The organism is Pseudomonas sp. B21-041, assembly GCF_024748675.1.
Taxonomy (GTDB): domain Bacteria; phylum Pseudomonadota; class Gammaproteobacteria; order Pseudomonadales; family Pseudomonadaceae; genus Aquipseudomonas; species Aquipseudomonas neuropathica.
The window spans coordinates 173,419-186,719 of record NZ_CP087175.1 but is presented as its reverse complement, the minus strand read 5'-3'; the positions used below and the strand labels follow the sequence as shown (position 1 = coordinate 186,719).

13 protein-coding genes are annotated in these 13,301 nt (G+C 59.0%); 2 read left to right on the top strand and 11 right to left on the bottom strand.

Annotated features, from left to right (window positions below):
* Window positions 1–157 precede the first annotated feature (157 nt).
* The 10 genes from LOY43_RS00800 to LOY43_RS00755 all read right to left on the bottom strand — a co-directional run bounded on the left by LOY43_RS00800 (window position 158) and on the right by LOY43_RS00755 (window position 10,202).
* Window positions 158–1,663 carry a YdgA family protein gene (locus LOY43_RS00800; RefSeq protein ID WP_258709059.1) on the bottom strand — a complete coding sequence of 502 codons (1,506 nt, stop codon included), beginning with the start codon at window positions 1,661–1,663 and terminating at the stop codon, window positions 158–160.
* 292 nt (window positions 1,664–1,955) lie between these two features.
* Window positions 1,956–2,591 carry an NADH:ubiquinone oxidoreductase subunit N gene (locus LOY43_RS00795; RefSeq protein ID WP_095126610.1) on the bottom strand — a complete coding sequence of 212 codons (636 nt, stop codon included), beginning with the start codon at window positions 2,589–2,591 and terminating at the stop codon, window positions 1,956–1,958.
* A 93-nt stretch (window positions 2,592–2,684) separates the two neighbouring features.
* Complete coding sequence (locus LOY43_RS00790; protein ID WP_095047037.1) at window positions 2,685–4,127, bottom strand: efflux transporter outer membrane subunit; 1,443 nt, start codon at window positions 4,125–4,127, stop codon at window positions 2,685–2,687.
* The gene (locus LOY43_RS00785) at window positions 4,124–5,026 is read right to left on the bottom strand and encodes an HlyD family secretion protein (protein ID WP_064389057.1); all 903 of its coding nucleotides are present in this window, start codon (window positions 5,024–5,026) and stop codon (window positions 4,124–4,126) included. Before LOY43_RS00785 ends, LOY43_RS00790 begins: the two co-directional genes overlap by 4 nt.
* The gene (locus LOY43_RS00780; RefSeq protein WP_007917703.1) at window positions 5,023–5,232 is read right to left on the bottom strand and encodes a DUF1656 domain-containing protein; all 210 of its coding nucleotides are present in this window, start codon (window positions 5,230–5,232) and stop codon (window positions 5,023–5,025) included. The genes LOY43_RS00785 and LOY43_RS00780 overlap by 4 nt, the downstream gene beginning before the upstream one ends.
* Window positions 5,229–7,292, bottom strand: a complete 2,064-nt coding sequence (locus LOY43_RS00775) for an FUSC family protein (protein ID WP_095047036.1) — start codon at window positions 7,290–7,292, stop codon at window positions 5,229–5,231. The genes LOY43_RS00780 and LOY43_RS00775 overlap by 4 nt, the downstream gene beginning before the upstream one ends.
* A complete protein-coding gene (locus LOY43_RS00770; RefSeq protein ID WP_127925375.1) occupies window positions 7,289–7,717 on the bottom strand; it encodes a MarR family winged helix-turn-helix transcriptional regulator in 429 nt (142 codons plus the stop codon). The genes LOY43_RS00775 and LOY43_RS00770 overlap by 4 nt, the downstream gene beginning before the upstream one ends.
* A gap of 117 nt (window positions 7,718–7,834) precedes the next feature.
* On the bottom strand, window positions 7,835–9,325 hold the full coding sequence (locus tag LOY43_RS00765) for a Fic family protein (protein ID WP_095047035.1): 1,491 nt from the start codon (window positions 9,323–9,325) through the stop codon (window positions 7,835–7,837).
* Between the two features lie 86 nt (window positions 9,326–9,411).
* Window positions 9,412–9,657, bottom strand: coding sequence for a DUF2789 domain-containing protein (locus LOY43_RS00760; protein ID WP_258709058.1), 246 nt, complete (start codon window positions 9,655–9,657; stop codon window positions 9,412–9,414).
* Window positions 9,658–9,740: 83 nt separating this feature from the next.
* Window positions 9,741–10,202, bottom strand: a complete 462-nt coding sequence (locus LOY43_RS00755) for an aminoacyl-tRNA deacylase (protein ID WP_093440296.1) — start codon at window positions 10,200–10,202, stop codon at window positions 9,741–9,743.
* A 174-nt stretch (window positions 10,203–10,376) separates the two neighbouring features.
* On the opposite strand from LOY43_RS00755, the gene LOY43_RS00750 reads away from it, so the two are divergent.
* Window positions 10,377–10,907, top strand: a complete 531-nt coding sequence (locus LOY43_RS00750) for an NfeD family protein (protein WP_258709057.1) — start codon at window positions 10,377–10,379, stop codon at window positions 10,905–10,907.
* A 2-nt stretch (window positions 10,908–10,909) separates the two neighbouring features.
* Entirely contained in the window at window positions 10,910–11,668 is a 759-nt protein-coding gene (locus LOY43_RS00745) for a slipin family protein (protein WP_007917711.1), read from the top strand.
* A gap of 5 nt (window positions 11,669–11,673) precedes the next feature.
* On the opposite strand, the gene LOY43_RS00740 is transcribed toward LOY43_RS00745, so the two are convergent.
* Window positions 11,674–13,254, bottom strand: coding sequence for a glycosyltransferase family 39 protein (locus tag LOY43_RS00740; protein ID WP_258709056.1), 1,581 nt, complete (start codon window positions 13,252–13,254; stop codon window positions 11,674–11,676).
* Window positions 13,255–13,301: the final 47 nt, after the last annotated feature.

Here is a 13,301-nt window from a genome sequence, read left to right as displayed (position 1 = left end):
GTCAGGCAGTTTTGCACGCAAGCACAGAGCAATATCCAGAACACAATAATTGTTCAGAATCGTGCTGGTGGTTCAGCCGAAAACCCGAACGCCAGACAGCAAAACGCCCGGCGTCTGTGCGATACAGAGGCCGGGCGCTGCTATTAAGAACGCAGAATTACTGCACTTGCGTGACGCCTGCGAACTTGCTCATCAGGAAGCCGACGAACTGCTCGACGGTCATCTTCTGGCCGTTGAATTCGACCTGATTGGCGGCGTAATGCAGCTTGGTCACGACATTGGTGCCGTCGACGACGGCCAACTGCGAACCGACCGCCATGCCCGCAAACATGTCGGCCGCTTCCTTGGACTGATCGACGATGGCTTTGGCATCGGTCTGGCCGTCGAGTTGCGCCTGCACACTGAGCAGATCGACCAGCATCGGCTTGGACACCTGGATATTCAGATCCAGCAATGCAATCAGTTGTTTGCCCAGTTGATCCGGCGGCAAATCCATCGATTGCGGCTTGGTCAGGTCGATCACCAGATTGGCCTTGCTCTCGCCGTTGGCGGTGTTGAACGTCAGGTTCTCCAGCGCAATCTGTGGGCCGGCGGCCAGCAATTTCTGCAGGTCGGCTTTGACCTGGGCGTTTTCAGCTTCGGTGAGGTTCAGCTCCGGCGCTGGCAAGCCTTGGGCTGCAGCCTCGGCCGCGGCTTTTTCATACGGCTGCAATTTAGTCTGGTAGATCTGCATCAGCGACATGGTCGACGGGATGTCGAGGTTTTTCAGGCTCATGGCCATATTGGCCGAGCCGATTTTCTTGTCGTTGAGGCTGACTTCGCCAACCTTGTAATCGGCACGGCCAGAGGCATTGCTGCCGTTTTCTTCGGTGAGGTTCTTCATTTCGAAGTTCTTCACACCGAGCACCGATTGCTTGGTGCCGAAGGTGGTTTTGCTGTTGGTCAGCTCCAGAGTGTTTTCCCCGGTGTAGTAGCCGTAGCTGCTCTTGGCGAGGTTGCTGGCCAGGGTCAGACCGTTGAGCTCGACCTGCACCGGCGCCTGGTCTTCAGCCACAGTAACCAGTTTCAGGTTATCCATGTAGCCGTCTGCCTTGACCTTCTGCGCTTTGGCGTTAGCGGAGATGTTCATGGTCAGGCCGGAAAATTTCAGACTCGATTGCTCATCCAGCGCAGTTTCGAACGGCAGCAGGTCGAGAGTGCTGGTGGTGGACTCGTCGTAGCCGATGCTGGTCACGCCTTTGAGCGGCGCGGCGCCCTTGGTGGCGGCGAACCACTTCTCGGTAGCCGGATTCTTTTCCAGTTCGTAGTTGCTGGTGGCCATGACCGGCAGCCATTTCAGCGAAACCAGACGCGAGAACGGCAGCGGACCGTGTTCGATGTGGTCGACGAACAGCAGTTCGACCGGCGCATCACCGAACATCTCGCCTTCACCCTTGAGGCGATAGTGCGCGGTGCTGGTGAAGGTGTGGCGATCCAGCGACACCAGCTCCAGCGATGCGGTGCCGTTGGAGCCGGCCATCGCGGTTTGCAGCTCTTTGTTGGCGTTGCTGACGGCGTTGTTCAACACGCCTTCGATTTTGGTCCCGGTGTACCAGGCCCCGCCCGCGCTGATCGCGCCGATGGCAACAACAATTCCGAGGAGCACGCCTGCTGATTTATTCATGAATGACCTGATCGATTTCCGTGGCTGTGAGTGTGGTCGTCTTCCCTGAACCCGTGACCGGGTCGCGGCTCGACTGCGCTGAATTCAGCGGTGGAGATTAGCACCGGGCGCGTGAGCTGGCCCAATGTTTAAAGGTTAAAGAGTGTCTATGGGGGGAATGGACAGTCGACAGGTTGGAAGAGTTTCGGTGTTTTTCAGTCCGCCTTCGCGAGCAGGCTCGCTCCCACAAGGACAATACTGTACCTGTGGGAGCGAGCCTGCTCGCGAAGGGGCCAGATGATTCAGGCAAAAATCAGGAATACTGAACCTCGATCTCATCCAACTGATGATCAAAGCTTTTGAGCCGCGCGGTCCAGGTGTACACCAGCACTTCAAAGTCCCGATCGATCACGGCCCCGCCCGGCCCCTCGGCGCGCGGGTCGCAGAAATCCAGTTGATAACGCTCGCGGGCCATGGCTGTAGCGACATCGGACAATTCGCGGGCATTGTTGAGCCAGTGCCAGCCCTCGTCATCGATCTGCTTGTCGAGTTCCAGGCACTGCTTTTTCAGCGCTTCGAGACTTTTTTCCAGCGGCGTGCCGGTGAGTTCGCCCATGACTTCGGCGAAGGTGCGCCCCGGCTGCCAGTAACTGCCCCAGAAATACCGGTCGAACACGGTTTCGACCCGGCGCAGGGCGACTTTGGTGTCCCAGATCAGCACCAGGGTCTTGCCCTGTTCAAGCTGCCGCTTCTTCACGCGTTGCACCTGAACCGACGCCCAGGCGACCACGACGATGGCCATGACCGCAATCAGCGCGACGGCGCTGTCGAGGAAAACCATGGCCTTGTCGATCTGGTGGGCCAGCATGATGCCGTAGAAATAGGTCGCCGAGAGCAGCACCAGCGCTGCGATGGCGCACCAGAAGCCGAGAGCGTAAGGGTTTTTCATTATTGGTTTCCCCTAGACCAGCGCTAGCAATGTGCGCTGAAAGGGCGCCTTGCTCGGGGCGCCCCTCCAACACTTCAAAGCATAGCAACGGCCTCAGGGTTTGCTGGGGCTTGCAGCGTGCGTTCGTCCGCTTTCCCAACCGCCGCCGAGGGCGAGGAACAAATCGATCTGGCTCATGGCGACCTGGGTGTTGGCGGCGGCCAGTTGCGCGGTGACATCGGTGTAGGTGCGCGTTGCTTGCAGGTCGGCGAGGAACGACTCGCGGCCGGCCTGGAAGAAGCGGTGGGTCTGGTCGGCGGCCAGTTTTGCCGATTGCTCGGCATCGGCCAGCGCATCGCGGCGTTGCAGCAGCGCGCTGTACTGGGCCAGACCGGTCTGGGTTTCACGAATGGCGTTGAGCACCACGCCATCGAAGTGCGCCAGTGCGCCTTGGGTCGCCGCTTCTGCCTCGCGGATTCGAGCGCGGGCGCCGTTGGTCGGCACCTTCCAGCTCAGCGACGGGCCAAAGCCCCAGCGGTTGGTCGACGGATCACCCAAGTCATCGATGAGACCAACAGTGCCGATGGTCGCGCCGATACTGATGTCCGGATACAACTCGCCCGTGGCGACGCCGATCCCGGCGGTCGAAGCGGCCAGACGACGTTCGGCCTGGCGAATGTCCGGGCGACGTTTGAGCAGCGCAGCGCCATCGCCGACTGGCACCAGTTGAGCGATTTTCGGCAGTTCTGCGCAGGTGGCGGTACCGGCCGGCAATTGATCGACCGGTTTTGCCAGCAGCATCGACAGACGGAACAGCCCGGCCTGACGCGCCGCTTCATAGCGCGGCAGGTCGGCGCGCAGGGATTTGAATTGGGTTTGCGAACGGGTGACCTGGGTTTCGTCGCCACGTCCGGCGTCACGCAAACGCTGAATCAGCGTGGTGCTTTGCGATTGCAGGTCGAGGGAGTGCTGGGCAATTTCCCGTTCTTCGTTGGCCGCGCAGACTTGGGTGTAAGCGCGAACCACGTCCGCCACCAAGGTGATACGCGCCGTATCCGCTGCGGCTTGGGTCGCATCGGCATTGGCCTTTGCGCCTTCGATGCCGCGTTGCAAAGTGCCCCACAGATCGAACTGATAAGAAGCGCTGATGCCGATGTCGCCGACGTTATCGACCGGGACTTTTTCCGGCAGCAAGAATGCCTGACCAGACTCTTGCAAACGCTGCGCGCCCATCTTCACACCTGCGCTCCAGCCGCCCGCTGCTTCGGCCTCATCGACCTGAGCTCGAGCCCGTTGCAGGTTCGCCGCCGCGACGCGCAAATCGGTGTTGGAGGCCATGGCCTGCTGTACCAGTTGATCCAGCCGCGCATCCTTATAAAGACGCCACCAATCCGCTGGCACCGGCGCCGAGACGACCGGTTTTCCGGCAACCGCCAGTTCGCCCTGAAAATCCTTGCGCTGAACCGCTGCATCCTCAGGCACCTGATAGTCCGGCCCGACCATCTGACAGGCCGAGAGCATCACGCCCAACCCGGCGATCATCAGCGCCCTGCTCATTGCGCGGGCTCCTGCTTTTTATCGTCGACCTTTGAGTCTTCGATGATCGAAACGGTGGCAGTGCGCCCGGCAATCATGCGGAAATCTTCAGGCACATCATCAAAGGCGATCCGCACTGGAATCCGCTGCGCCAGCCGCACCCAGCTGAACGCCGGGTTGACGTTCGGCAACAGATTGCTGCCGCTGGTACGGTCGCGGTCTTCGATACCGGCGACGATGCTTTCAACATGCCCGCGCAGTTTGGCGCGGTCGCCGATCACACGAATATCCACCGACTGGCCAACATGAATGCCGTCGAGTTTGGTCTCTTCGAAATAGCCGTCGATGTGAAACGAATTGCTGTCGACCACCGACAACACCGGACGCCCGGCGGTAACGAATTCCTGCGGACGCGGCGCACGGTCGTTGACGTAGCCGTCCACCGGGCTGCGGATCACTGAGCGGTCGAGGTTGAGCTGAGCGCTGTCCACGGTGACCATGGCTTCGGCCAGTGCCGATTGCGCGCGGGCGACCTTCGACTGGCTTTCTTCCAGTTGCTCGGCCGGCACGAGGTTGCCGAGGCCACGGTTACGCTTGGCTTCGCGCTGGGCTTGAGCGAGGGTTTCTTCGCGATCAGCGACAGCCGCTTTGGCCTGACGCAGAGCCAGTTTGAAACGGTCCTGATCGATGCTGAACAGCACCTGGCCGCGTTTGATCAACTGGTTGTCTTTCACCTCAACCTGCTGGATCAACCCGGACACGTCCGGAGCGATCTGGATGATGTCGGCGCGAATGTGGCCGTCACGGGTCCACGGCGCAAACATGTAATACATCACCATGCGCCAGACGAGGACAACGGCAAAAGTCACGATCAGCAGGGTCAGTACCACGCGACCGATGGTCAAAAACGGTTTTTTCATGTCATCAGGTATCGACTGAGTGAGTCCACGCCGTACAGCAGTACCGCGTAGAGGGCCACGTTGAACAATGCCCGGTGCCAGACCAGACGGTAAAAGTGCACACGCGTAAGCACGGCATGCACCAGCAAAAACAGCACATAAGTGATGCCCATCAACACCAGCAGGGTCGGCAGGAAAATGCCGCTGATGTCCAGATCACCGATCATAGGGGCGCTCCATCGGGCAGCGGTTCTTCGGAGTCGGCACTGGCGACGAATTCGACGCCGGGCAACAGCGCCAGACGCAAACCGCTCAAGGCGTGCAGCAGGTTCAGACGGGTTTCATCGTCGCCGTGGCCATTGAGTGCGCGACGAGTGCGATCGAGGGTCATCAACAGCGGCGCTGGCGCCGGCAAGCGTTCGCCAGCCTTGAGGCAGGCGCGGAAATACTCGCCGACTTCACTGACCACTTGCTGCAACAGCGCGTTCGGCGCGCCGGTCACCCGTGGGGTGTAGGCGAGCAAATCGAGCAGGTTCAGGCCCACCCGCACTTCGCGCATGGCGATGCCGGTGTCCTGGCCGGTGAGGGCCAGACGCGGCAGGTGCTGCATCAGTCGATCGAGCAACTGCACGCCCAATTTGCGGTGTTCGGCAAGGTTGGCCGGTTCGGTCATGTCGACGATGTCTTTCCAGCTGAAGCGGGTCAGGCGTTTGGCCGCCAGTTCGGCGCCGAACGGGCGTGCGACCAGCGTCCAGATAAACGCGAACAACAGCCCTAACGGACCCGCCAGGTTGGAGTTCACGAAGGCAAAAAAGTCCGCGTCGTAAGCCCCCTGAATACTGATGAATGAGGAGGTGTTAACCAGCGTCAGCAGCATGCCGAGGAAGAACCGCGGCTGCACCGTCAGGGTGCCGACGCAGATGAACGGGATGGAAAACGCCAGCACCAGCATCGGGAAGTCATGCAGGTTGGGCAGAATCAAAAACAGATAAAGGCTGGCGAACAATACCGACATGCCGGTCCAGAAAAAGAACCGGTAAATCTGCGGTGCCGGGTCGTCCATCGAAGCGAAGAAGCTACAGGCCACCGCGGCGAGAATCACCGCGCTGCCGCCGTCCGGCCAGCCGAGCAGAATCCACAGCACCGAGGCGGTAATGATCGCCAGAACGGTCGAGGCCGCCGAGTAGAGCATCAGCCCACGATCAATGAACGGCGTCAGACGACCGAGGCGCCAGTGACGGTAGACCGCGCGCCAGCTGTCCTGGCGCTCGCAGAGAATCGCGTCCTGCAGACTGCGGCAGTCCTGCCATAAATCGATGAATTCGCCGAGGCGATAAATCGAGTTGGAGAACAGCAGTTGTTTGCGGTCTTGCAGTGCTTCGGCACTCGGTTGCAGGGCTTCGAGCTGATCTTTCAGCGCTTGCCAGCGGTCGAGATCGGCGTCCTGATGAGCGAGCCATTCACGGGTTGCAGCCAGCAGCGGTTCGAACTTTTCCACCAGTTCCGGCGTGCGCCGTTCGAGGGCGTAGAGCGAATCTTCCAGCGCATCGATCACCGGTAATAGATGAATCATGCGCCCGCGCAATTCCTTGGTGTTGCGCACGGTTTGCGGTCGCGCGCCTTCGTGGGGCAACTGGCCGATCATCAATTCGAGGCTGTTGAAGTTGGCAACCATGGCCATGCGCAGCGCAGTGACTTCTTCGGGCTGCACGTCGCGACTGAGGAATTTCAGGCTATAGGTCGTTGCGTCGGCGAACCACTTGCTCACGGCATCGTTGAACACCGGGGCCAGACGACGCGGCCAGAACATCGCACCAACCACGGCGGCGACAGCGATGCCGAGGAAAATCTCTTCGGTGCGCGCCTCTGCTACGTCCCACACCGCCAGCGGGTTATCCACCACCGGCAAGGCAATCAGCGGCAGGGTGTAACCGGCGAGCATCAATGCATAGTTGTTGGCCGTGCGCAGTTGCAGGGACAGGAACAACAAAATGCCCGTCCACAGCGCGATGACTACCACCAGCACATACGGGCTCTGCACGAACATCGGCACGAAAAAAACCGCCGCCGCGGCACCGAGAAAAGTCCCGATGGCGCGGTATAAGGCCTTGGAACTGGTCGGCCCGAGAAACGGGCTGGAAACGATATACACCGTGGCCATCGCCCAATATGGACGCGGCATTTGCATGAGCAAGGCGATGTACAGCGCGATCATCGACGCTGCAAAAGTTCGCACCCCATAAAACCAGTCACGGGCCGGCGGGATGCCAGAGAAAAAACCGTTCAAGAATTGACCACCAAAGGCGGGCTGGCCGCCTCAAAAGCTCTGAGTACCCGAAGCGTAGCTTCCAGATCGCTTTGCTCGATGCCTTCGAGCACCTCATGACGCAAGCGCACCAGTTCGATCTCGACAGCCTGCACCAGTTCACGCCCGGTGTCGGTCAGGCTCAGGCATTTGGCCCGGCGATCCTGGGCATCCTCGGTGCGGCAGACGTAGCCGGAATGGCAGAGCTGATCGAGCAGACGCACCAGCGACGGACTCTCCATCCCGGCCGCCTGCGCCACTTGCACCTGGCGCACGCCCTCGCCCAAGCGGCCGATCATCAACAGCGGCACGGCGCAGGCTTCGGAGATTCCATAGTTGACCAGCGTGGTCTGGCAGATCTTCCGCCAATGCCTGGCGGCTACCACCATGGCACTGCTGATGTTCATCTGGAGAGCGTCGAGATCGTTCGGCAAGGGGAAATGCACACTGTTAGTTTGCTAACTATCAATATCGCATTGGAGGGGAATTTCAGTCAAGTTTTGAAACAAATTGCCTGTTCAGGGTTAGCCTACCGAATCGAAATCACCCGCTATCTGCTCAATGAAATCGAAAACCTCCTCCGGCACGCTGAACTGGAACTGCTTACGTCGATGCTTTGAAACTTTGTTACCGTTATCCAGACACATCATTACCAGTTTCGAGAGGTCGCTCCCCCGTACGTCAAAACGCCCATTCACCTCTTTGATGACGTAGTCGTATTTTTCAAGAAACTCGGTCTCCTCGCGCAGCTCCACTTCCAATGCTCGCAAGGCCATCTGCAAGGTAAATTCTGCACATTGAGTCCCGTCCCAGAATCGATAGATTGAGTCGTGCCCAATAAAATCGAAAGCCATCTGATCAGCGTCCAGCCAAGTGACATTCCAGAACTCTCTTGCTGGTTTCGAGAACTCCTTTAACGCTTCGAGATAGCCAGACTCTTCGTGTTTCATCGCTACGGAAACCGGTAACAACAAACCATTTTTTAGAGCGCCAGAGTGGCAAAGCGTCTGGTGAATCAGGAAACGTGAAAGTCGACCATTGCCATCCATGAACGGGTGAAGAAAGACAAACCCGAAAGCCACAACCGCTGCTGCTATCAACGGATCAACCTGCTTGGCTGAGTGATTGGCAAAACTCATCAACTCGTCCATCAACTCCCTGCACAATTGCGGTGGAGGCGGGACATAGCTGACGCCAGCTGCGCCTCTCAAGCCGTTGTGTAAATGGTTCTGTTCATGACGGAAAAGCACAGCTTTATCGAAAGGATTGGAAACCGTACTGTTCTGCAACTCGACCAAATAGTCTTCGCTCAACTCTGTTCGCTCATGGGCTTGGCGGAGAAGCCGAACAAAACGGCGCGACTTTTCTTCGTTGGGCTCTTCTTTCTCAATGGCGAAAGAATCGCGGGTCTCATGCAGATAGGCCCAATTGATTGCCCGATCCATCATTTCCGGCGGCAACGTCGCCATAAAAGCCTGGACTCGACCAAGGATGTCCAGATCAAGCAGCGCCTGCAGCTCCGTCGTACGCTCGACTGTGGCGCAGTAACGCATTGACCCCAACCCGTTAAAATCTACCCGCCAACGACTATTTCGAATTGCAGGCCCGGTGACATAACGCTTGGGATCAAACAAAGCGACAACGTTGCCCCGAACCGGTACGGAATATTCCAGCTGTTTGCCCGTGAAACTTTCCCAAAGAAAACAGGCCTTGCGGATAAATACCCCGTTAGGTGATCGGCTCAACTCACCTAGCAACTCGTCCGCTTCAACGGTTTCAAGCGCCTGAGCAAGAATGCACAGGTTTATTCCCTCATGCTTCAGAGCAAACAAGATGTGCTCAAGTGTCGAACCCTGTGCCGGCGCGACGCCGTTTGGAACCGCTAGACACTCACCGATCAAGGTAATCCGGGTAACCGGTTTGATCATCGCAATGCGCTTGGGGGCAAATGCATTAAGCTTCAGCGCATCGCGCAGGTGGGCATATCCAACAGTTGGCATCGTCATCGTCCACATAAAAAATTCACTGCGACGATTAAAGCCCAGTTTTTTTTACATCGCGCATGTTTTTTTTACATTTCAGCCTTTTCCTGCAATTTTTTTTACACATTTCTGCCCTTACGCAACAACACATCCAACTGATCCACCACCTCCGCCCAGTCGGCGTCATCCAGAATCTCGTCCCGTAAAAACTCCGCTTGGCTCTTCGTCCAGAAAAACGCATCAGCCAAATGCAGTTCGGGTTTGAGCGGGGAATGGGTGGTGATGAATTGGTCGATGCTGGTCGGGTCGTTGTCCAGGCCGAGTTGTTTGAACAGGGATGGGAGAGTGTGGATTGGTTGCTCCATTGCTGAGTTCCTTCAAAAACGGGGTGTGTGGAAGATTATTCGCGAGCAGGCTCGCGAAGGCCTCAGTGCCGGCGCCACAAAGCCTAATCACTCAACTCCCGCACCTCGGCATGCGGCACCATTTTCAGAAACTCCGGCATGCTCATGTGCAGCAAGTAGTTGTGGTTGCCCGCCTCCAGATAAATATCCTTCTGCCGCGTCAGCAACGGGTCGATGACCATGTCCAGGCCATAGGAGTCACCCAGCGGCGGCACCGCGCCGCGCTCACAGTCGTCGAAGATGTGCGCCAGATTGCTTTCGCGGGTCAGTTGCCATTCGCCGCTGGTCCGTACCTTGCTCAGGTCCAGATGACGACTGGCCGGCAGCACGGCCATCAGGTAGTGCCCGTGGTGGTCGTCGAGGATGATCGATTTGGCCACGCGCTCGGCGGGCACCCCGGCGACCCGTGCGGTTTCCAGGCTGCTCGATGAATGCCGGTGGGCGACGATGTCGTATTCGCAGTGCGCCCGGTTCAGGCTGCTCTGCACCTTTCTTGCCATACGCATGATGCACCTCGATGTTGCGCTGAACGGTGGTTGCCGTGCTTTTGAGTCTAGTTCGGCGGGCCGTCGATGCAGGGAAATCCGCTCACTGGACACATCCTCACACTGATCAAAATTCAACCAGCGCAACCCTCAACTAGACTGTAAGAACCAGACATGACGCTCGCGGAGGGTCACGTGAACAGCCGATGTTGTGCGCTTGCCTTGCTCCTGCTGATCAGCGGCTCAGCCCTCGCCGCTGACACCCCGTTGCCGCCAATGAGTCCGGCCGGTTTGTGGCTGATTACCTTGGGCATCGTCTTTCTGATCGCCGAAGCGGCGCTGCCCAATTACGGCGTTATCGGGCTGGGCGGCATCATCATGTTCGTCATCGGTGCGCTGATTCTGAGCAACGCCGAGTTGCCGGTGCCGATGATGATCGGCCTCGGTCTGATCAGCGCCCTGCTGTTGATCGGACTGGTGATCCGCGCCCTGAAAACCCGCCCGCGTCACGCGGTCAGTGGCGACGCCGGCCTGCTCGGCAGTGTCACCGCGATCACCACGGTGCAACCGGGCGATGCCCATAATGGCTGGGTGCAACTGCAAGGTGAGCGCTGGCAGGTGCTCAGCGCCACCCCGCTGCTAACCGGGCAATCGGTGCGCGTGGTGGGTCGCAAGGGATTGTTGCTGCAAGTGGCCGCGGCTGACGCGGCGCCACTCGGAGAGTGATCATGGGTCTGCAAATCGGTTTTGTTGCGCTGCTGTTACTGGTCATTGCCTTGGCCGGTTCGACGTTTCGCATTCTGCGTGAATACGAGCGCGGCGTGGTGTTTCAGCTTGGCCGCTTCTGGCAAGTCAAAGGTCCCGGCCTGATCCTGCTGATTCCGGTGGTCCAGCAAATGGTTCGGGTCGACCTGCGCACGGTGGTTCTCGATGTGCCACCGCAAGATGTGATCACCCGCGACAACGTGTCGGTGAAGGTCAACGCCGTGCTGTATTTCCGCGTGCTTGATCCACAGAAGGCGATTATTCAGGTTGAAGATTATCTTTCGGCCACCAGTCAACTGGCCCAAACCACATTGCGTGCAGTGCTCGGCAAACACGAACTGGATGAACTGTTGGCTGAACGCGAGCAGTTGAATATCGACATCCAACAGGTGCTCGATGCGCAGACCGATGCCTGGGGGATCAAGGTCGCCAACGTCGAGATCAAGCATGTCGATCTCAACGAATCGATGGTGCGGGCGATTGCCAAACAGGCTGAAGCCGAGCGCGAGCGGCGGGCCAAGGTGATTCACGCCGAGGGCGAATTGCAGGCCTCGGAAAAACTCATGCAAGCGGCGGAAATGCTTGGCCGACAGCCTGGGGCAATGCAGTTGCGCTATATGCAGACCCTGAGTTCGATTGCCGGGGACAAGAGTTCGACGATTGTCTTTCCGTTGCCGATTGAGTTGCTCAAGGGGATGGCGGATTTGTCCGGCAAGTCCTGACCCGCTTATCCACCCGCAGACTTGGCCACAAACAAGCGTGCCTGCATCCCGCCCGCGTGGACTTCAGCGCTGGCCTGCCAGGCTGCGGGCAGCGGTGAAAACTCTTGCGGTTGGTCGACGGTTCCGACCAGCCAGACCCGGCCTCCGGCGGGCAACTCCGTCAGGCTGTCCAGATAGACATCGGGCGTCACCAGCGTGCCGAACCCGTATTCATTTGGCCGCGTTGATTGGCCATCGGCTTTCGGCGGAGTAAAGAGGCGCACCTTCGCCCCGGTGCGATCGTAGTAGACGTAGCTCAGATACCAGAGCATGTCGCTGGTGACGATGCGATCACCCGGCAGGAAATGCTGGTTGACGTACTTCACGACCGTGTCGAGTTGATCATGAGTGTCGACCGTGGCGTTGTTGTTTACGCCGACCAGCTCCACCGCGATCAGCAACACCAGTACCGCCAAGGCAAAAATCCGCACACGGCTGTACAAACGGTCGATGGCCAACGCCGTCAGCATCGGCAAGCCAAGGGCGTACGCCGTCAGATAACGTTCGATGAACACTGGCGTAATGAACGACACCAGATACACCAGCAATAGCGGCAAACCGGTGTACAGCGCCAACAGAATGCTGCCGCGCGACACGCTGCGATCGCGCATCACAGCAATGACTGCCAGCCCCAACATCGCCAACGGCAACGCCGCGAAAATCAGCCACGGCAAACTTTCACCATCGTCCTGAATCAGCCATGACCAGATCATCGACGGCAGCGAACTCAACGTAACGGCAGGCTCCCAACCGACGTCGCCACCGGCCTCGAGCTGCTGCATGTGCTGCATCAAAGCAAGCAGGTTGGGCAGCCAAGGCAGATACAAAGCAACGATGGCCAGGTTCGCCAGCCACCAGTTCCAGCGCTGGATGTGCCGGAACCGGTAACCACGCTGTACGCGGATCGCGATCAGATAAAGCCAGTGACACAGCGCCGCGAGCAATGCGAAATAGTGGGTGTAGAGCGCCGCGCTCATCAGCAGCAGGTAATACACCAGATAGCGCTGGCGTTGCGGGCGGCGGATCCAGTAGACCAGCGCCAGGCTCGCGGCGAGCAGCAGCGCCCCGAGCAGCGCGTACATGCGCACTTCCTGGCTGTAGCGCACCGCGGTCGGCAACAGCGCCAGCAACACACCGGCGATGAACGCTGCGCGACGGGTGGCCAGGCGATCCACCAGCCACACGCCCAGCCCCACCGCCGCAATGCCGGCCAGCGCACTGAGAGAGCGGACCGCCAGAATGCCATCCCCGAACAATTCGACCCAGCCATGCAGCAGCATGAAGTACAGCGGTGGATGCACATCGAATGCCGCGTGCTGCCAGATTTCACTCAGCGAATAGCGCGCCAGCAGCAGACTGGAACCTTCATCGCCCCAGATCGCTGCCGCGGTCAGATCGTAAAAACGCACGAATGCGGCCAGCGCCAGGATCGGCCATAGCCAGTGATTTTTTATCCAGCGCACCCAGCGCAAGCTGCCGAACCAGGAGCCGGGCGCGGCAAACGGATCTTGCGTGTCGCCCATTGGCGTGACTCTGTTGACCGACATTGCTGCCTCTTGCCGCGCCGCAGCGCCACGAGAGTATGACGCGCCAA